The 18,643-nt window shown below is 71.5% G+C and carries 18 protein-coding genes; 11 read left to right on the top strand and 7 right to left on the bottom strand.

The window, feature by feature from the left end:
* Positions 1–5 precede the first annotated feature (5 nt).
* From DFJ69_RS12165 to DFJ69_RS12155, 3 genes are read right to left on the bottom strand one after another with little or no spacing between them, the layout of a single operon-like run.
* On the bottom strand, positions 6–1,760 hold the full coding sequence (locus DFJ69_RS12165) for an ABC transporter ATP-binding protein (RefSeq protein ID WP_211328600.1): 1,755 nt from the start codon (positions 1,758–1,760) through the stop codon (positions 6–8).
* Positions 1,757–2,719 (bottom strand): ATP-grasp domain-containing protein, encoded by a 963-nt coding sequence (locus tag DFJ69_RS12160; RefSeq protein ID WP_147312277.1) that lies wholly within the window; start codon positions 2,717–2,719, stop codon positions 1,757–1,759. Before DFJ69_RS12160 ends, DFJ69_RS12165 begins: the two co-directional genes overlap by 4 nt.
* 51 nt (positions 2,720–2,770) lie before the next feature.
* Entirely contained in the window at positions 2,771–2,977 is a 207-nt protein-coding gene (locus DFJ69_RS12155; protein ID WP_116022581.1) for a hypothetical protein, read from the bottom strand.
* A gap of 350 nt (positions 2,978–3,327) precedes the next feature.
* Here DFJ69_RS12155 and DFJ69_RS12150 point away from each other — a divergent pair, with 350 nt between their 5' ends.
* Positions 3,328–4,176: an undecaprenyl-diphosphate phosphatase gene (locus DFJ69_RS12150; RefSeq protein WP_211328599.1), complete on the top strand. Its 849-nt coding sequence runs from the start codon at positions 3,328–3,330 to the stop codon at positions 4,174–4,176.
* A gap of 28 nt (positions 4,177–4,204) precedes the next feature.
* Here DFJ69_RS12150 and DFJ69_RS12145 read toward each other — a convergent pair whose 3' ends face one another.
* Entirely contained in the window at positions 4,205–5,353 is a 1,149-nt protein-coding gene (locus tag DFJ69_RS12145; protein ID WP_116022579.1) for a PucR family transcriptional regulator, read from the bottom strand.
* 147 nt (positions 5,354–5,500) lie between these two features.
* Between DFJ69_RS12145 and pgfA the strand changes: the two genes are divergently transcribed.
* Complete coding sequence (gene pgfA, locus DFJ69_RS12140) at positions 5,501–6,475, top strand: cell envelope lipid trafficking protein PgfA (protein ID WP_116022578.1); 975 nt, start codon at positions 5,501–5,503, stop codon at positions 6,473–6,475.
* A 326-nt stretch (positions 6,476–6,801) separates the two neighbouring features.
* Entirely contained in the window at positions 6,802–8,103 is a 1,302-nt protein-coding gene (locus tag DFJ69_RS12135; RefSeq protein WP_211328598.1) for a vanadium-dependent haloperoxidase, read from the top strand.
* Positions 8,104–8,175: 72 nt separating this feature from the next.
* Here the strand turns inward: DFJ69_RS12135 and DFJ69_RS12130 are convergent, their stop codons facing one another.
* Both DFJ69_RS12130 and DFJ69_RS12125 read right to left on the bottom strand, forming a co-directional pair.
* The gene (locus tag DFJ69_RS12130; RefSeq protein WP_116022577.1) at positions 8,176–8,577 is read right to left on the bottom strand and encodes an HIT family protein; all 402 of its coding nucleotides are present in this window, start codon (positions 8,575–8,577) and stop codon (positions 8,176–8,178) included.
* Between the two features lie 16 nt (positions 8,578–8,593).
* Positions 8,594–9,475 carry a sigma-70 family RNA polymerase sigma factor gene (locus DFJ69_RS12125; RefSeq protein WP_116022576.1) on the bottom strand — a complete coding sequence of 294 codons (882 nt, stop codon included), beginning with the start codon at positions 9,473–9,475 and terminating at the stop codon, positions 8,594–8,596.
* Positions 9,476–9,732: 257 nt separating this feature from the next.
* Here DFJ69_RS12125 and DFJ69_RS34245 point away from each other — a divergent pair, with 257 nt between their 5' ends.
* From DFJ69_RS34245 to DFJ69_RS12110, 4 genes are all read left to right on the top strand, one after another.
* Positions 9,733–9,900 carry a hypothetical protein gene (locus DFJ69_RS34245; RefSeq protein WP_170177624.1) on the top strand — a complete coding sequence of 56 codons (168 nt, stop codon included), beginning with the start codon at positions 9,733–9,735 and terminating at the stop codon, positions 9,898–9,900.
* A 52-nt stretch (positions 9,901–9,952) separates the two neighbouring features.
* Positions 9,953–10,438, top strand: coding sequence for a gamma-glutamylcyclotransferase family protein (locus tag DFJ69_RS12120; protein WP_116022575.1), 486 nt, complete (start codon positions 9,953–9,955; stop codon positions 10,436–10,438).
* Positions 10,439–10,584: 146 nt separating this feature from the next.
* Positions 10,585–12,699 carry an RNA degradosome polyphosphate kinase gene (locus DFJ69_RS12115; RefSeq protein WP_116022574.1) on the top strand — a complete coding sequence of 705 codons (2,115 nt, stop codon included), beginning with the start codon at positions 10,585–10,587 and terminating at the stop codon, positions 12,697–12,699.
* Positions 12,692–13,615 carry an NUDIX hydrolase gene (locus tag DFJ69_RS12110; RefSeq protein ID WP_116022573.1) on the top strand — a complete coding sequence of 308 codons (924 nt, stop codon included), beginning with the start codon at positions 12,692–12,694 and terminating at the stop codon, positions 13,613–13,615. Before DFJ69_RS12115 ends, DFJ69_RS12110 begins: the two co-directional genes overlap by 8 nt.
* A gap of 595 nt (positions 13,616–14,210) precedes the next feature.
* On the opposite strand, the gene DFJ69_RS12105 is transcribed toward DFJ69_RS12110, so the two are convergent.
* Positions 14,211–14,999 carry an LPXTG cell wall anchor domain-containing protein gene (locus tag DFJ69_RS12105; protein WP_116022572.1) on the bottom strand — a complete coding sequence of 263 codons (789 nt, stop codon included), beginning with the start codon at positions 14,997–14,999 and terminating at the stop codon, positions 14,211–14,213.
* 665 nt (positions 15,000–15,664) lie between these two features.
* On the opposite strand from DFJ69_RS12105, the gene DFJ69_RS12100 reads away from it, so the two are divergent.
* From DFJ69_RS12100 to DFJ69_RS12085, 4 genes are read left to right on the top strand one after another with little or no spacing between them, the layout of a single operon-like run.
* The gene (locus tag DFJ69_RS12100; RefSeq protein WP_245974277.1) at positions 15,665–17,236 is read left to right on the top strand and encodes a sensor histidine kinase; all 1,572 of its coding nucleotides are present in this window, start codon (positions 15,665–15,667) and stop codon (positions 17,234–17,236) included.
* 31 nt (positions 17,237–17,267) lie between these two features.
* A complete protein-coding gene (locus DFJ69_RS12095) occupies positions 17,268–17,702 on the top strand; it encodes a roadblock/LC7 domain-containing protein (protein WP_116022570.1) in 435 nt (144 codons plus the stop codon).
* On the top strand, positions 17,699–18,064 hold the full coding sequence (locus DFJ69_RS12090) for a DUF742 domain-containing protein (RefSeq protein ID WP_116022569.1): 366 nt from the start codon (positions 17,699–17,701) through the stop codon (positions 18,062–18,064). The genes DFJ69_RS12095 and DFJ69_RS12090 overlap by 4 nt, the downstream gene beginning before the upstream one ends.
* Positions 18,045–18,626: a GTP-binding protein gene (locus DFJ69_RS12085; protein WP_116022568.1), complete on the top strand. Its 582-nt coding sequence runs from the start codon at positions 18,045–18,047 to the stop codon at positions 18,624–18,626. The genes DFJ69_RS12090 and DFJ69_RS12085 overlap by 20 nt, the downstream gene beginning before the upstream one ends.
* Positions 18,627–18,643 lie beyond the last annotated feature (17 nt).

The following is an 18,643-nucleotide window of genomic DNA, read 5'->3' as shown; positions in this document are numbered from 1 at the left end:
AGACCCTACGGGAGGGGAAGGACACGCCGTCCGGGCGAACTTTCGGACCAGTGGCGGTAGAGCTTCGCGTAGCGGCCGCCGAGGGCGAGCAGTTCGTCGTGGGTGCCCTGTTCGGCGAGGCGGCCCTCGTGGAGGACGAAGACGATGTCGGCGGCACGGGTCATGTCGAGGCGGTGGGTGACGGCGATGGTCGTACGGCCCGCCATGAGGGGGATCAGCGCCTGCTGTACCCGGCGTTCGCTTTCGGTGTCCAAGGCGGAGGTGGCCTCGTCGAGGATGAGGACGCGGGGGTCGTTGAGGATGGCGCGGGCGATGGCGAGGCGTTGTTTCTCGCCGCCGGACAGGCGGGAGCCGCGTTCGCCGACCACGGAGTCGTAGCCGTCGGGCAGTCGCGTGATGCGGTCGTGGATGCGGGCGGCTTTGCAGGCGGCGTGCAGTTCGGCCGTGGTGGCGGACGGTCTGGCGTAGCGGAGGTTGTCGGCGATGGTCGCGTGCAGGAGGACGGGTTCCTGGGTGACCACGCCGAACAGGGCGGCCAGCGAGTCTCGGGTGAGGTCGCGCAGGTCGTTGCCGTCGAGGGTGATGCGGCCGGTGTCGGGGTCGTGCAGGCGCATGAGCAGGTGCGTCAGGGTGGTCTTGCCCGAGCCGCTGTGTCCGACGATCGCGGCGAACCGTCCGGCGGGGACGGTCAGGGTCACGTCGCGGAGGGCGGGCTGCCCGTCGTGGCCGAAGGCGACCCGTTCCAGCCGGATCTCGCCGCGGGTGTCGTCCCTGCGCACGGCGCGCGCGCCCGGTCGGTCGGTGACGCCGGGCGACAGGTCGAAGTACTCGAAGATGCGCTCGAACACCGCGGTGGCCGCCCGGAACTGGACGGTGACCTGCATGAGCTGGCCGGCGGGGAGGAAGAGCCGGGCCTGCAGCGAGGTGAAGGCCAGCAGGGTCCCCGGCGTGGTCGCGTCGGCGAACCCGGCGGCGACGTAGACCACCGGGGGCATGATCAGGAAGAGGGCCTGCAGCGCCGCGCCCAACGCCTGCGCCGACACCGCCGCCCGCAACTGCAGCCCGGACAGGCGTCGGCTCTCGCTCTGGAAGCGTTGCACCCCGTGGTCCGTACGGCCGAACGTCCGGGCGAGCAGGATGCCGGAGACCGACAGCGTCTCCTCGGCGATGACGCTCATCTCGGCCCGCGACCGCTGGACGGCGGCGATCACGCGGCGCTGGTGCACGGCGACCTTCGCGGTGAGCCAGGCGGCGACCGGCAGCACGGCGACCGTGACGAGCGTGAGCCGCCACGACAGCACGCACAGGGCCGCCAGCGTGGTCACGGAGGTCAGGACGTTGGCCAGCATCGTGGGCACGGTCGTGCTGACCGTGGTCTGGACCTCGGCCACGTCCCCGATCACCCGGGACTGGATCTCCCCGGTGCGGGTGCCGGTGAAGAAGCCCATCGGCAGCCGTTGCAGGTGCGCGTACAGGCCGCCGCGCAGGCCCTCCATCACGTCCTGACCCATCCGGCCGGCCAGGTGGGACTGCAGCACGCCGAGGCCGCCGCCCAGCGCGGTGAGCCCGACCATCACCGCCAGCAGGCCGCACAGCAGGCCGACCCGGGGACCGCCGGGCGCGAACAGGCCCGTGTCGACCAGTTCCCTGGTCAGGAACGGCAGCGCCGAGCCGAGCCCGGCCGAGGTCAGGATCAGGGTGGTGATCAGGAGTATCCGTCGCCGGTACGGCCGGAACAGCGACAGTACCCGTCGGTTCACCGGGTGGCCTCTCCGTACAGGAAGTCGGTGAACGTCTCGATCAGCGGCAGGCCGGTCATCCCCTCGACGAACAGCCACTGGCCCTGTGGGTTGACCTCCAACCACACGTACTCGCCCTCGTCGGTGAGCTTGAGGTCGAAGACGCCCATGGTCAGGTTCAGCCGCCGCAGGACTTCGCGGAGGGCGTCCTCGAGGTCGGCGGGCAGGCGGTGCTCGGCGGCGGGGATGTCGAGGTTCGGCCGCCAGTCCAGGTCGGGGGACTCCAACAGGGCGGCCAGCACCCGTTCCCCGAAGACCTGCACCCGCACGTGCCGCCGACCCGGGACCATCTCCTGGTAGATGGCGGGGCACACGCGCAGCGCCGACTCGTTCGCCAGCAGCTCCTCGCCGACCGTCGTGGTCGCGGCCGGGGCCTGCATCACGCCGCGCACCGCCTTGACGATCGCCCCGGGGTGGGTGCCGCAGAACGTGCGGATCCGCTCGGGGGACTGGCTGATCAGCGTCTCCGGGATCCGCAGGCCGACCTCGTAGGCCGCCCGGAGCTGGACGACCTTGTTCTGCGCCGCCCAGAACGCCTGCGGGTGATCGATCCACCGGCCCTGGAACTCGGTGGTCAGCATCCCCAGCGCGGCGGCGTTGGTGTCGACGTTGATCAGCTCGCGGTCGACGGGGTCGGTCACCTCGGGGTTGGCGGACGTGCGGGTGTTGCCCAGCCGCCGGAACCAGATCGCGTCGATCGCCCGCAGATCCACCGCCGTCCCGTCGATCGCGGGGAACACCGGCTCGGTGAACCCCTGCGGGGACCAGCTCAGACCGGGGGCCCGGCTGAAATGGTCGCTTTCGAAGATGTGCACGCTCGCCGGATGACGCCGTTCCATTTCCGCCTTGACCGCGTGGGCGTGCAGATCGCGCTCATGCGTGACGACGGCGATCCGCGCGGACTTTCCCCTTGCACGCATGAGCGCGACCTTTCTACGCGATGACTCGATCAGGAGTCGGTGCGACGTCGGTCAGCCGGCGTCGCAGTCGTCCCAGCCGTCGCCGGAGCCGCTGATGGTCTCGTCCGGGTGCATCGACTCGATGCGGTGCAGGTCCCACTCCAGCTCGAGCCGCTCGATCAGCTCGCGCTCCCACTGGGCCAGCCTGGGCGCCGGCGCCATCGCCATTCGCTCCTGACCCACGTAGATCGCGGGCCGGACCTTGGTGTCGACCGTCATCAGGTTTCCCTTTCGACAGGGCGGGACGTGTTTTCGTCCGCCGATATCGAAAATCATGCTGCGGACCCGAGGGGGTCGGAAGGGACACCGGTCCCGGCCGGATTCGGGATCGACCCGTGATGCGTCGAGCCCCGGAAGGGGACACGGGTCGGGTGCGGACCCGGGACGGGCGAGGGACACGCGCCGGGCCGCACGTGTCCGGCCATATGCCGTGATCAGGCCAACCATGCCGACGTGTCGTTGTAACATGATCGCCCGCCCCTCGACCCAGCAGAGGCGCGCCCCCGAGCGGTGGGTCCCGGCCGGTCGCCGTGGACGGGTCCGCGTTCCGGACACACCGATGAACGAAGATGAGGGTCACTTTGAACATCCTGGAAGCGGTCTTCCTCGGTGCCGTGGAGGGGTTGACCGAATTCCTGCCGATCTCCAGCACCGGGCATCTCACGATCCTGGAGAGCCTGCTCGGACACTCCCCCGACGACCCCGACATCACGGCGTTCACCGCGATCATCCAGGTCGGCGCCGTGCTGGCGACGCTGCTCTTCCTCCGCGCCGACTTCCAGCGGTTGATCGGCGCGTGGCTGCGGGGACTGGTCCGGAGGGAGGAACGGGAGGCCCTCGACTACCGGCAGGCCTGGGCGGTGATCCTCGGCGCGATCCCGATCGGCATCATCGGCCTGCTGTTCAAGGACCAGATCGAGACCACGCTGCGCAACCTCTGGTTCGTCGGCTCGGCGCTGATCCTGTGGAGCGGGGTGATGTTCTACGCCGACCGAACCGCCACCCAGTCCCGGAACGAGAAGGACGTCACCTGGAAGGACACCCTGATCATCGGCCTGGTCCAGTGCCTGGCGCTGATCCCGGGGGTCTCCCGTTCGGGCGCGACGATGTCCGCCGGTCTGCTGCGCGGCCTGGACCGGGTCACGGTCACCAAGCTGTCGTTCTTCCTCTCCGTGCCAGCGCTGACGGCCGCCGGGGCGCTGCAGATCGTCGACGAGTTCGACGCGATCTCCAAGGGTGTGGGCTGGCCGGCCACGATCACCGCCACGGCCGTGAGCTTCGGTGTCGCGTACGTCGCGGTGGCCTGGCTGCTCAAGTTCGTGGCCAAGCACTCCTACACGGTGTTCATCGGGTACCGCGTGGTCCTCGGCGTCGTCGTGCTCGGCCTGGTCGCCACCGGGGCGGTCGCGGCCTCCTGACCGCGCCGGCCCCGTTCCGGCCGCTCGGTCAGGCGGCGAGCGAGGTGTCGCGGCCGTCGGCGATGCGGAGGTACTGGAGGGCCCACCAGACGATGACGACGTCGCTGATCCGTTCGAGGGACAGCCCGCTCACCTCTTCGAACCTGCGCAGGCGGTAGCGGAGGGTGTTCGGGTGCACGTGCAGGGCGTCGGCGGCCTCGGTGATGCGCAGGTCGTGGTCGAGGTAGCCGGCGAGGGTCTGGGCCAGGACGGTGCGCTTGTCGCCGGGGAACGCGCCGAAGCAGCGTTCGATCACGATGTCCGTGACGTCCGGGCTCTCCAGCACGGCGGTCTGGATGGGCACGTCGGCGATGGAGATCACGCCCGTCATCCGGAACGCCGTCGCGACCTTGAGGGCGGTCGACGCCTGGGCGAACGACACCTTGGCGGAGCCCAGGGGGAGCGCCCGGCCGACGGCGACCAGGTCCTCGTCGCCCAGCCGGGGGAGCCTGGGGAGCACCCCGACCAGGTCGCCCTGGTAGATCTCGGCGATGCCGGACTCCTCGGCGGCCCGTTCGATCCGCCGTCGGGTCTCACGACCCTTGATCGGCGCGCGGAAGGCCAGGTACTGCTCGTTCGGGTCGAGGCCGTACTGCTCGGCCCGGACGGTGAGCTCGGTGCCGGTGAGCCGGCCGCCGAACAGGTCGGCCAGGAACGCGGCGCGGCGGTCGCGGTCGTGGCGCACCATCTCCAGCTCGATGCGCTGGTGCTCCTCGCCCATCACGCCGAGCGCCTCGACCACCCAGTGCCAAAGGCGGGGCGTGGAGCGCATCAGCGCGGGCTCCACGCCGTACTGCGCGGCGCGTTCGTTGCCGACCTCGGCGGCGTGGCCGGCGATCAGACGGAGGCAGTGGACCATCTGGTGGAAGGGCACCCCGGCGCGGGCGGCGCGCGCGCCGATCTCTCCCATGATCGTCAGTTCCCCGGGGGTGGCCCGGCGGTCCTCCATGACGGAGGCGAACGCGGCGCGCACCGCCATCACGGTGCCCGCGAGCACCTCGTCCGGCGGAACCTCCCGGTACTGGGGGATCTCCTCGATCAGCAGGTCGCGGCCGTACTCCGCGATCGACTGAAGATCCGCCTCGATCGCGGCGATCGCCGCGTGACGCCTGATCTGGTCACCTTCGTCCCCATGCACAGCGCCAGGGTAGTCAACGCCCGGTTGTGAGTTCGCACAACGAAGGTTGGAGCCGGTTCCGTAGGCATCGGCTGTGAAGGGCGTCACCATCTCCAGGGACCGCACCCTGTCCCCACCATGTCCGCAAACGGCTCCCGGAGGTCGTGAATGCGCAGAACCATCGGCGCCGCCGTGCTCGCGCTCGGGTTCTTCCTTCTGTTCCTGGCCCCCCTCGCACGGTTCTACATCGCGGACAGGTTGATCGTCTTCCCGGTGAACGAGACGACGAAGCTCACGTCGGTCGGCCAGAACGCCACGTACTTCGACGCCGCCAAGGTCCGCATGGTGACCGGCGCCAACCTGACCGCCACCACGACGCTGCAGGGCGTTCCGGCCAAGAGCACCGACGACACCGGCGTCTGGGACTACTTCAGCGCGCTGGAGGACACCTCGGCCGGCGCCGGGATCGACTACACGACCTGGCGGATGGCGTTCGACCGCCGCACGGCCGCGCTGAAGACCTGCTGCACCGCCGCCGTGGAGCGCGACACCGCCGTTCGGCAGTCGGGGGTCGGCGTGCTCTTCCCGCTGGCCGACGTGCAGAAGAAGACGTACCAGCGCTTCGACCCGGTCACCGGGCGCGCGTGGCCGGCGGTGTTCCAGGGCGAGGAGACCGTCGCGGGGGTCAAGGCCTACCGGTTCGTCCAGCGGGTCGACGCGACGGCGATCGAACGGATCCAGGGCGTCCCCGGCTCACTCCTCGGCATGGACGCCAAGAAGGGGTACGCCGCCGACAAGGTGTACTCGGCGATCGTGACGGTGTGGATCGACCCGCGCACGGGCCTGACCGTCGATCTGCGCCAGCAGGTCACCGCCAGGCTCCGCACCGAGGACGGCGTCGACCGCGCCACCGTGCTGAGCGCCGACATGCGGTTCGACGAGGCGACCCGGACCGCGCGGGCCGACCGGGCGGACGAGTCCGCCGGCTCCATCACGATGGTGCGGGTCGTCCTGCCGGTGGGCGCGCTGGTGGCGGGCGCGGGCCTGCTCGTGGTCGGTGTGGTGATCACCCGGGGCCGGGGACGGCACCGTCGGCCCGCCGACAATCCGCCGGGTTCGACGGAGGTCTTTGCGAAGCTCTGATCTCGCCGCCGGTCGCCCGGTCTCCCGTGAAGCCCTCGGTGGGTGCTTCGGGAGGCCGGGCTTCCGGCTGTCGGGCACTCCGTGATGGGGCCTTTTGGGGCGAAAAATCCTACTAAGTCTATCTAGACAGTAGGGATTATCTCTGTCAGCATGATCGCGTGACTCCGGGAAGTGACCTCCTGCGCCGCCGTGCCGACCCGCCTCGGGTGCGCGGCCACCGCTGTCGGTAGCGCACCGACCCCGCCTTCCCGTTTCGACGAACGATCAACGCCTCGGGCGCCGCCGCGTCCGTTCCCTGACGGCCCCTCCCTTGCGAAGGAGCAAGTGTGCCCTCGTCGAGCCCTCGAACCCCCGCCCCGTCCACCTCCGAGCCGCTCCGCGCCCGGCGCGGCCGGGCCGTGCTCGCGACCGCCGCCGCCGCCGCGACGGCGTTGACCGCCGTGGGCGCACCGCCGGCGGCCGCCGAGAAGAGCGTCGACGTCGCCGTCGAGTGGTACGACGCCACCGCCCGGACCATCGCCGCCGCAGGTGCCACCACGCAGTCCACCAACAACCGCACCTGGGCGATCAGTTGGATCGCCGCCGCCCGGGCCGTACGGGACACGCCTCCGGGCGTGAAGCGGCGCGCCTACCAGGACGCGGCCCTCGCGAGCGCGGTGCACGCCTCCCTGGTCGCCCTCGCGCCCACCCGGACCGAGGACCTGAACGCCGCGCTGCACCGAACCCTGGAACGGATCCCCGACGGCGCGTCCGAGGACCGGGGCATCGCCGCCGGAAAGCGCCAGGCCCGGACGGTGCTCGCCTCACGGGAGGGCGACGGGCTGGACCCGACCTCCGTCAACACGCCGTTCCCCACCCCCGAACCCGGCCCCGGCGTGTGGCAGCCGACCCCGCCCTCGTACAGCCCGGGGATCCAGGCGGGCAACCGGAGGGCGCGGTCGTTCCTGCTCGGGCGGGCCGACCGGTTCCGGCTGGGCCCGCCGCCCGCGCTCGGCTCGGCCCGTTACCGCGCCGACCTGGCCGAGGTACGGGCGTACGGCTCCATCGACAGCACGGTGCGGACGCCTCGGCAGACCGAGACGGCGACGTTCTGGCTGGGGCCGTCGCTGACCCTCTTCACGGAGCCGCTGCGCGTCGCCCTGGCCCGGTCCGAGGGGCGGCCGGCCGCGCGGGCGGCGCTGGTGGCGCTGTTCCACGTCGCTCTGGTGGACACCCAGATCGCCACGTCCGACAGCAAGTACGCCCACCTGCGCTGGCGGCCCGTCACCGCGATCCGGTCGGCCGACATCGACGGCGACCCCACGACGACACCCGACCCGAACTGGACCTCGCTGCACAACACTCCCGCGCACCCCGACTACCCCAGCGGCCACACCACGTACGCCGGGGCCGCCGAACGGGTCCTGACCGCGCTCGTCGGACCCCGGACCGCGCCGTTCCCCCTCACCAGCCCCACCGCGCCGGGGGTCACCCGCACGTACACCGCCTGGCGCACCCTGGCACAGGAGAACGTCGACGCGCGGGTCTGGTCGGGCATCCACTCCCGGACCGCCGACACGGCGGGCGTCGACCTCGGCCACCGGGTCGCCGAGCACACGCTCCGCAACGCCGACCGGCTCTTCCGGTAACCCCGCCGTCCATGTGCTCCCGAGGACGCCGTTGCCGATCCGGGGCAGGGTCATCGAGACGTTCGCGTCGTCTCACCTCAGCTTCGCGCCCAGCGCGCGCAGTGACTCGACCGATCCTTCGGGGCCCGACCACGGTGGGACGAGGTCGGTCGGTGTGTAGCGAGGGACCACGTGGACGTGGAAGTGGAAGACGCTCTGCCAGGCCGTCTCCCCGCTGGCGTGCCAGAGGTTGATCCCCGGGGCCCGGAGGCGTTCCCTGAGTCGGTGGGAGACCCGGACCGCGGCGGACATCACCGAGGCCGCCTCCTCGGGGGCGATGTCCGTCAGGTCGGTCCGGTGTCGGCGCGGCACGACGAGGGTGTGGCCCTCGGTGGCCTGGGTGATGTCCAAGAAGGCCACCGAGGCGTCGTCGGAGTGGATGATCTCGGCGGGCTCGGTCCCGGCGACGATCCGGCAGAAGACGCAGGGGTCCATGGGGTCCCTTCGGGGGTCACGTGTCGAGGAAGGTGAGGTCGAGCAGGGCGAGGCGTTCCGGGTCGGCGAGGATGTCGAGGGCGGTGATCTTGTCGTCGACGATGGTGAAGGCCATGACCGACATCGGGCGGCCCTCCGCCAGGGCGACGACGCCGGGGGAGCCGTTGACCAGGGCGGGCTCGGCGACCATGGCGAAGCGGGCGTAGGTGAGGGCCTGGCCGGCCACGGTGGCCGCGCCGCGCGCCAGGGACGCGCCGCCGCGGAGGGCTCCGGCGTCGGAGCGGGCCACCACGTCGGGGTCGAGCAGGGACACCAGCGCCTCGAAGTCGCCGCCGCGGGCGGCGCTGAGGAAGGCGTCGACGATCTCGCGCCGGCGGGCGATGTCGGCGTCGGGGGTCGGGGCCGCCCCCTGGACGCGACGGCGGGCGCGGCTGGCCAACTGGCGGGCGGCGGCGGGCGTGCGGCCGACGATCGGGGCGATCTCGTCGAACGGGATGCCGAACAGGTCGTGCAGCACGAAGGCGAGCCGTTCGGCCGGGCCCAGCGTCTCCAGGACGACCAGCAGGGCGAGCCCGACCGAGTCGGCCAGCAGCACCTCCTGCTCGGGGTCCACGGCGTCCGGGGCGCTCACGATCGGGTCGGGGATGCGGACCTCCAGCGGGTCCTCACGGCGCGAGGTGCGCGACCGCAGCATGTCCAGGCACACCCGGCCGACGACCGTGGTGAGCCAGCCGCCGAGGTTCTCCACGTCGGCGACGTCGGAGCGGCTCAGCTTGAGCCACGCCTCCTGCACCGCGTCGTCGGCCTCGGCCAGCGAGCCCAGCATCCGGTACGCCACCGCGCGCAGGTGCCCGCGGTGGGCCTCGAAGCGTTCGGCCAGGAACTCGTTCTCCGTCATCGGTCCATCCCCTCGTCACGACCTGTCACCGCGTTGACGGATCGGAGCCGGCGGATGTGACGGCGTCGGCCGCCGACCTCCGCATCGAGGAGGGTAGACGGGTGCCCGCCCGGGTCCCGACGTCACGCAATGTGAGGTAGGTCATGTGATGTGGCTCACTTTCCTGGGTTTTGGTCACGGGAACCGCGGGTTTGGGCGATCGTGTCTGCGCGGTGCCCGCCGACCGGTGCGCGGGCCGAGGGAGGTCTGAGGTCGCCATGCGGAGACACCTGGTTCGCTGGGGCATCGTGGCCGCGCTGGTGGTCGCGGCGGGTGCGCTCCCCGGGGGCGGGCCGCAGCGGATCGACCTGCGGGACGTGTCCGAGGCGGTCACCCTCTTCAAGGTCGCCGAGGTCGACGACGGCACCGCCGAGCCCCGCTCCTGAAGATCCCCGGAACGGGCTGTCCGAAAGGGCCTCGGCGGGGGCAAAATGGGGGATGACCACTTCCGCCGCCGGTGACCGTCACACCCGGTTCGTCGCGGAGGGTCTGTTCGTCTACGGGTCGTTGCGCTTCCCCGAGGTGCTGACGATCCTCCTCGGGCGGGTGCCCGCGCCGGAGACCGCGGCGGCCCCGGGTTGGCGGGTGAAGGCGCTGCCGGGCGCGGTCTATCCCGGCTTGGCCCCCGATCCCGAGGGGTCGGCGGACGGCCTCCTCCTGACCGGTCTGTCCGACGCCGAGCGCGTTCTGCTGGACGACTTCGAGGGCGACGCGTACGAGCCCCGCCTGCTGCCGCTGGCCGACGGCCGCCACGGGTGGGCCTATGTGTGGCGGTACGAGGCCGCCCCGGACGACTGGGACCTCGTCCGTTTCGCGCGGCGGGACCTGGCCGCCTACCTGCGGGAATGCCGGGTATGGCGGCGGGCGTACGGCGCGATGCCGGAGGGGGGTGGCCGTCTGGGGGACCAGGAGACGACGGCCTGATCCGGCCGGATCGCCGAGCTGCGGAACCGCCTGCGCGCCCGTCGGCTCTGAACGGGTGAGGGCGGCGCGGGGATGCGGTGATGGCGTTCACGCGTTGTTCATTTTGCCTGGGCTTTTGTTCATGCGGGTCGGGGATGATGATGACTATGAGCGTCAATCCGGGACAAATTCCCTCACGAGGTGAGGCCCTGCCGGACGACCGGTACCTCGATCGGGAGGAGAGCTGGCTCCGGTTCAACCAGCGCGTCCTGGAGCTGGCCGAGGATCCGTCGCTGCCGCTGCTGGAACGGGTGCGCTTTCTGGCGATCTTCGCCGGCAATCTGGACGAGTTCTTCATGGTGCGGGTCGCCGGGCTGACCCGCCGGATGGCCACCGGTCTCGCCGTGCAGTCCGCCAGCGGACGCCGCCCCCGCGAGGTGCTGGAGCGGACCTCGGCGGTGGCCCACGACCTGATGCTGCGGCACGCGGCGGTGTTCCGGGACGAGATCTGCCCCGCCCTGGCCAAGGAGGACATCGACATCCTCCGCTGGGACGACCTGTCGGAGACCGAGCAGGAACGGCTGCACCGGATGTTCCGGGACCGGATCTACCCGGTGCTGACCCCGCTGGTCGTCGACTCGGCGCACCCCTTCCCGTACATCAGCGGACTGTCGCTGAACCTCGCGGTGATCGTCCGCGACCCGGACAGCGAGGCCCCGATGTTCGCCCGGGTCAAGGTGCCGCCGGTGCTGCCCCGGTTCATCGAGGCGTCCCCCGACCGCTTCACCCCGCTCGAGGACGTGATCGCCGCGCACCTCAACCAGCTCTTCGTGGGCATGGAGGTGGTGGAGCACCACGCGTTCCGGGTCACCCGCAACCAGGACCTGGAGATCGACGAGGACATCAGCGAGGGCCTGCTCCAGGCCCTGGAGCGCGAGCTGCTGCGCCGCCGGTTCGGGCCCGTGGTGCGCCTGGAGGTGGAGGAGTCGATCTCGCCCGAGGTGCTGGAGATGCTCACCGGCGCGCTCGACATAGAGGAACGGCAGATCTACCGGGTCCCCGGCCCGCTCGACCTGGCGGGCCTGCACGCCATCGCCGGCCTCGACCGGCCGGAGCTGAAGTACCCGCCGTTCGTGCCCTCCAAGGAGGCGGTGCCGATCGACGCGGACCTGTTCGCGGCCCTTCGCGAGCGGGACGTGCTGCTGCACCACCCGTACGACTCGTTCACCACCACCGTGCAGCGGCTCATCGAGGAGGCCGCGGCCGACCCGGCGGTGCTGGCGATCAAGCAGACGCTCTACCGCACCAGCGGCGACTCCCCGATCGTGGACGCGCTGATCGACGCCGCCGAGGCCGGCAAGCAGGTCGTGGTGGTCGTCGAGCTGAAGGCCCGGTTCGACGAGCGCGCCAACATCGAGTGGGCGCGCAAGCTGGAGCAGGCCGGCTGCCACGTCGTGTACGGGTTCGTGGGCCTCAAGACGCACTGCAAGCTGTCGCTGGTGGTCCGGCAGGAGGCCGACGGCACGCTGCGCCGCTACTGCCACATCGGCACCGGCAACTACCACCCCAAGACCGCCCGGCAGTACGAGGACCTGGGGCTGCTGACCGCCCAGCCCGACGTGGGCGAGGACGTCAGCGTGCTGTTCAACCACCTGACCGGCTACTCCCGGCAGAACTCCTACAACCGGCTGATGGTGGCGCCCCGCAGTCTTCGCTCGGGTCTGGTGCTGCGGATCGAACGCGAGATCGAGAACCACGAGGCCGGCCGCCCCGCGCGGATCCGCATCAAGTGCAACGGCCTGGTCGACGAGGTCATCATCGACGCCCTTTACCGGGCGTCCCGCGCCGGCGTCCCGGTGGACATCTGGGTGCGCGGCATCTGCGCCCTCAAGCCGGGCATCCCCGGCCTGTCGGACAACATCCGGGTGCGCAGCATTCTGGGCCGGTTCCTCGAGCACTCCCGGGTGTTCGCGTTCGAGGCGGGCGGTGACCCGGAGGTGTGGTTCGGCAGCGCGGACCTGATGCACCGCAACCTCGACCGCCGGGTCGAGGCACTCGTGCGGGTCGCCGACAAGGCGCACCGGGCCGACCTCGTCCAACTGCTGGACCTGGCGATGGACGACGGCACGGCGAGTTGGTGGCTCGACGGCGACGGCACCTGGACCCGGCACCGGTACGTCGAGCCGCTCGACGACGATGACGACGCGGCGGGCGCGGAGCCGTTGGTCGACGTTCAGCGGTACCTCATGAAGACGAGGCGGTGGAGGACGGTGGATGGCTGAGCCGGTCTCCCGGGCCGACCTGATCAGGTCGGCCGGGGCCGTGGTGTGGCGGCCGGGCCCGGCCGGGCCGATGGTCGCGCTGGTGCACCGGACCAAGTACGACGACTGGTCGTTCCCCAAGGGCCACCTGAAGCGCGGTGAGCACGTCCTGTGCGCGGCGCTGCGCGAGGTCGAGGAGGAGACCGGCCTCGCGGTGAAGCTGGGCCGCCGGCTGCCCGCCACCACCTACATGAAGGCCGACCGGCCCAAACGGGTGGACTACTGGAGCGCGACCCCCCTCCACGGACCCGCCCCCTTCGTCCCGAACGACGAGTGCGACCGCATGGAGTGGCAGCCCGTCGAACGCGCCGCCCGGATGCTGAGCTACGAGCGTGACGTGGACCTGCTGCACGAGTTCGCCGCCGGCCCCCTGGTGACCCGCCCGGTGGTGATCCTGCGGCACGGCTCGGCGGGGGAGAAGCGCGACTGGCGCGGCGACGACGCCCTGCGCCCCCTCGACGACCGCGGCCGCGCCGAGGCGCGCCTGCTGGCCGGGCTCCTCGGGTCGTACGGGCCGGCCAGGCTGGTCACCTCCGCCACCGCGCGCTGCGTCGACACCCTGCTCCCGTACGCGCGGGCGGCCGGCGCGGAAGTGGTCACCGACCGGAGGTTCACGGTCGACGAGACCGACGCCGAACGCGCCGCGACCCGCCTCGCCGAGCTGATCGCCGAGTCGGACGCCCCACTGGTCGTCTGCACCCACGGCGAGATCGTCGCCGACCTGGTCACCGACCTGTGCCGCCGCCTCGGCGAGAAGCTCCCCGACGACCCGTCCCTGCGCAAGGGCGGCTTCTGGACGGCCCACCTCGGCGAGGACCCCGTCAGCGCCACCACCGGCATCGCCGCCCTGGAACGCCACACCGCCCGCACCTCCTGAACCCCCGCCCCGTCCACCACCGCTGAACCACACCCGCCCGTCCCCCAGGCACGAGCGCAACGCCGCAGTCTCGTCCCACAGGAGACCGCGAGCCCAACCCCGCGGGCTCGTTCGCAGGAGGTGCGGCGGAACGCCGCAGGCCCCTTCACACCAGGGCGCGAGCGCAACGCCGCGCGGCTCGTTCGGAGGCGCCAGCGCAACCCCGTGGGCTCGTTCGGCAGGAGGGCGCGAGCGCAATGCCGGGCGGGCTCGTTGCAGGAGGGAGCGAGCCGAACGCCGCGCGGGCTTGTTGGCAGGAGGTGCGGGCGGAAGGCCGTGGGTTCGTTCGCGGCAGGGCGGGAGTGGGACGCCGCGCGGTTCGTTCGCAGGAGGCGCGAGCGCAACGCCGGGCGGGCTCGTGGGCGGCAGGGCGCGAGCGGAACGCCGCGCGGGCTTGTTGGCAGGAGGTGCGGGCGGAATGCCGCGCGGGGGTGCTGTGGTCGGCGTGGAGGAGGCGCCGGGCGGGCCGAGGGGGGTCGGTGCGGGGGGTCGTGACGGCGAAGCCCCAGGCCGGTTCGGTGATCGGGGCTGGGGCTTCGTTCGTCGTGCGGAGCGGTCAGGCGCGGTGCGTGCCCTCGGAGGAGGTGCGTGAGCGGCGTGTGATCAGGACGGCGGCGGTGCCGCCGGCCAGGAGGAGCGCGGCGACGCCGGCCATCACCAGGGTGGGGGCTCCGGTGAGGGGCAGGTCGCCGTCGGGGTTGCTGGGGGTCGGGTTCTCGTCGTCGGGGCCGGAGGGGCCGGCGCTCGGCGTGGACGAGGGGGTCGGCGAAGCGCCGGGTCGGGTCGGGGTGGGCGAGGCGCCGGGAGGCGGCGGCGTCTGGCCGGGCGGCGGCGTGGCGGTCTTCGTGGGGTGGGGGCGGGGGGTCTCCGAGGGGCCGGTGGGCTTCGGGGTCGGCGTCGGGGTCGGGGTGCCGCCCGGCGTGCCCGGGCAGGTGTGGGAGAGGTTGAACCAGTCGACCTTGGCGAGGGCGCCGGCCTCACCGGTGACCAGGGCGGTGGCCGCGACCAATTGCGCGCCCGGCGCCGACGTCGCGTAGGCGTGCTTGTCCGTGGGCGGGCCGAAGGCGGTGATGGTCTGCACGCCGCCCGGCTGGAAGGTGACCTTGAGTTGGACGAAGTCGACGCCGTTCGTGGGGAGGACGAAGTGCCAGCCGTCCTTGTCGGCCGGGACACCCGGGCACTGCCCGTGCTCATAGTCCTTGGCCGTGATCGGGGTCGGCTGGTGCAGCGGCAGGGTCTTCTGCTCGGCCGCGACGGCGGTGGCGGTGGCCGCGGCCCCGGCCAGGGACGTGGTGATCACCAAAGCGGTGGCGCTCACCATGCGTGCGGCCTTGATGAGACTCATCGGCGGGCCCTTTCTGTCCAGGCTGGGCGGGCGATCACACCGCGTCGTTCGCATGCCGATGCGTGCGGTGCCGCCTTGGAGGGGTGACGCATCGATGGTGGCCGGCGGCATACCGCCGCTGATTCATCGTGCTTGAGCGTTATTATCGTGCGAAAGATGTGAATGTGACCCCTGTGGGCGAGGGTCACGTTGGTAACGATTCGGTGCCGTGCGGGGGGTCGGGCGGCCGTCGCCGGTGGGCCGGGACGGGGGCCGACACCTCATCAGCGTCGCGGGCCCGGCGGGTGTCACACCTCGGGAGCATCGGACGTGACCGACGAAAAAGACATAATGGGGCAAATTAGCCGATAGTCCCTCTCGGGCCAGGGCTTTCCCCTATTTCGCGTCGATCCATCAAGCGTTGTGCTGGTCGTAGTCATACGAGCACGAATCACTCAGTATCGTGACCACTGTTGTCGACCGCACTGAGGACACCGATGCCTGACTTCTTCGAGCCCGCCGGCGCCGAGCACCAGGACGCCCGACGACACGGCCGGTCTCCGACCCGTGGTGAGCCTCATCAGGGCGGTATGCGCGCCTTTCACCTGTACATATCCGTTCTTCCGGCGGCCGTTACGGCGCTTCTCGGGGTCGCCGCCGTGGCGGTGCTGTACAACGGCGACACCATGACGCAGAAAGCGCGTCTGGTGTTGGCCGGGGCCGCGATGGGGGCGGTGATCACGCTCGCCGCCGCCGTTCTCGCGGCGGACGCGGCCACACGGCGGGTGCATCGGCAGCGTGCGCAATCGACCTTCCAGGACTGGGAGGGCCTGCGGAAGCGGCTCGGCGACCTCGGCTTCCTCATCGCCCGGAGCCGGCAGGAGCTGCGCGACCTCGTGGGGCGGATCAGGGCCGGCGAGGTCGTCGCCCCGCTCGTCGAGGACCTGCCGGCCGCCGCGCCCGACGGCGACCCGTTCCAGCACCTCGCCCTCGAGCTGCGGAAGGCGCACGGCGAGGCGTGGAACACCGTGGTCGGCGTCGCGAGCGTCGAGCCCGCCGAAGAGCCCGCCCGCGACCCGGCCCAGCAGGTCGACGTGTTCGTCAACCTGGCCCGCCGGATGCAGTCGCTGTCCCATCGGGCCATCCAGGGCCTCGACGAGCTGGAGAACCAGGTCGAGGACCCGGACCTCCTCAAGGGGCTGTTCAAGGTCGACCACCTGAGCACCCGCATGCGCCGCCAGGCCGAGAGCCTCGCCGTGATCGGCGGCGCCTCGTCGCGCCGTCAGTGGACCAGGCCGGTCACGATGTACGAGGTGCTGCGCTCGGCCATCGCCGAGGTGGAGCACTACAACCGGGTCAAGGTGGTGCCGCCCGTCGACGGGACGCTGGACGGCGGCGCGGTCGCGGACGTCATCCACCTGCTCGCCGAGCTGATCGAGAACGCCACCAAGTTCTCCCCGCCGCAGACGCAGGTGCTCGTCCGCCTCGAACGGGTCACCGCTGGCATGGTCGTCGAGGTCGAGGACCGCGGGCTCGGCATCCCGCGCGACAACCAGCGTCGGCTGAACGAGCTGCTCACCGACCCCGACCGGGTCGACACCGGGGAGCTGCTGGAGGACGGCCGCATCGGGCTCCTGGTGGTCACCGCGCTCGCCCGCCGGCACAACGTCCGCGTCCAGCTCCAGGGCAACGTGTACGGCGGGACGCAGGCGGTCGTCGTCGTACCGAAGGAGCTGGTCGGCATGGAGGCGGAGGAGCCCGAGGCGAGGCCCCGGACGAAGCCCGCACAACCCCGGTCCGCCCCCACCGCTCCCAGCACGCCGCCCGCATCCCCCGCACCGTCCGCGCCGTCCGTTCCGAGCGCACCGTCCGCTTCGTCCGTTCCGAGCGCGCCCGGCGCGCCGGCGTCCCCGTCCGCTCCCGGGCACGGTGTCCACGTCGCCTCCGACCCGACGCCGTACGACCGTGACGCCCTCGCGGTCCGTCCGTCCACCCCGCGGACCGGTCCACCGACCGACGTTCCGGACCCGCCCGCCCCGCCCGTCCTCCCCGGTCAGGAGGGCCCCTGGGAACGGCCGCCGCTGCCGCGACGCCACGCCCAGACGCACCTGGCGCCCGAGCTGATGAGCGCCCCCGTACTTCCGCAGGACGACGAGGAGATCGAGCACAACCCGGGGCTGATGGCGGCGTTCCAACGGGGACTGCGCAGCGCCCAGGAAAGTGACGGGGCCGAAGACGGCCCCGAGAGCGTGAACTGATGGGTCATCACGAAACACTAAGGAGCGTCCGGTGAGTGGTGTCGCCCCGAACCAGGCTCAGGATCTTGCTTGGCTGCTACGGAGACTGGGCGAAGAGGTCCCGGTCATCCGCGGCAGTGTGCTGCTGTCCTCCGACGGCATGCTGAAGGCCGCCCACGGGTTCGACCGTGCCAGCGCCGAACAACTCGCGGCGCTCGCGTCGGGTCTGTTCTCCCTCGCGCGCAGCGCCGGAACGAAGTTCGACGACAGCAACGAGGTCCGGCAGATCGTGGCGGAGCTCAAGTCCAGCCAGTTGTTCATCGCCTGGGCCGGGTACAACTCCGCGCTGGCGGTGCTGGCGAGGGAGGGCGCCGACCCGGCCATCGTGGGGTTCGAGATGGCCCGGCTGATCAAGGCCGTCCGACCCTTCCTGCACACCCCCGCACGGCCGCCGGCCGCCGTGGGCGACCGAAATCTGGCGAGATGACGGTCGGTGACGACGAGCTCTGGTTCGACGACGAGGCCGGGCCGCTGGTCCGCCCGTACACGGTGACCTCCGGCCGCACCCGCCCCACCGTCGACCTGGATCTGCTGTCCCTCGTGGTGGCCACCGGCCTGCCACCGCCGGTCATGGATCCGGAGCACGCCAGGGCGCTCGAGCTGTGCGGCGCGCCGACGTCGGTCGCCGAGGTCGCGGCGCACCTGCGGCTGCCGGTCGCGGTCACCAAGATCATACTCGCCGATCTGGTGGACGGGCGTGCGATGACCACCCGAGTACCGCAACTCGCGGCCGATCCCACCGACCGAGAACTCCTGGAGAAGCTGCTCGATGGCCTACAACGAACCTGAGATGCTCTCCACTCAGGTCAAGATCCTGATCGCGGGCGGTTTCGGCGTGGGGAAGACGACGTTCGTCGGATCGGCGAGCGAGATCGAACCGCTGAGCACCGAGGAGCTCATCACCACCGCCAGCGCCGGCGTCGACGAACTCGGCGGGCTGGAGGGCAAGACCACGACCACCGTGGCGCTCGACTTCGGTCGGATCACGATGGACCAGCACGGGATCGTCCTGTACCTGTTCGGGACCCCCGGCCAGCAGCGCTTCTGGTTCATGTGGGACGAGCTGTCCGCCGGGGCGCTGGGGGCCATCGTGCTCGCCGACACCCGCCGACTGGAACAGTGCTTCGAGGCCGTCGACTTCTTCGAGAACCGGGGCACCCGGTTCCTGATCGCCGTGAACCGCTTCGACGGCGGGTTCCACTATGAGCCCGACGAGGTCAGGGCCGCCCTCGGGCTCGACCCTCGCGTGCCGATCGTGCTGTGCGACGCCCGTGATCCCGACTCCGCCATCGCGGTGCTGAGGGCCCTGATCCTGCACCTGATCGCCTCCGCCCCCATCCCCTCCGTCTGACCGCAGACCCCGCCACA

This window comes from Thermomonospora umbrina (assembly GCF_003386555.1).
GTDB lineage: Bacteria > Actinomycetota > Actinomycetes > Streptosporangiales > Streptosporangiaceae > Thermomonospora > Thermomonospora umbrina.
Note: the sequence above shows the minus strand (reverse complement) of the source record. Positions and strands in the feature narration are given on the sequence as shown.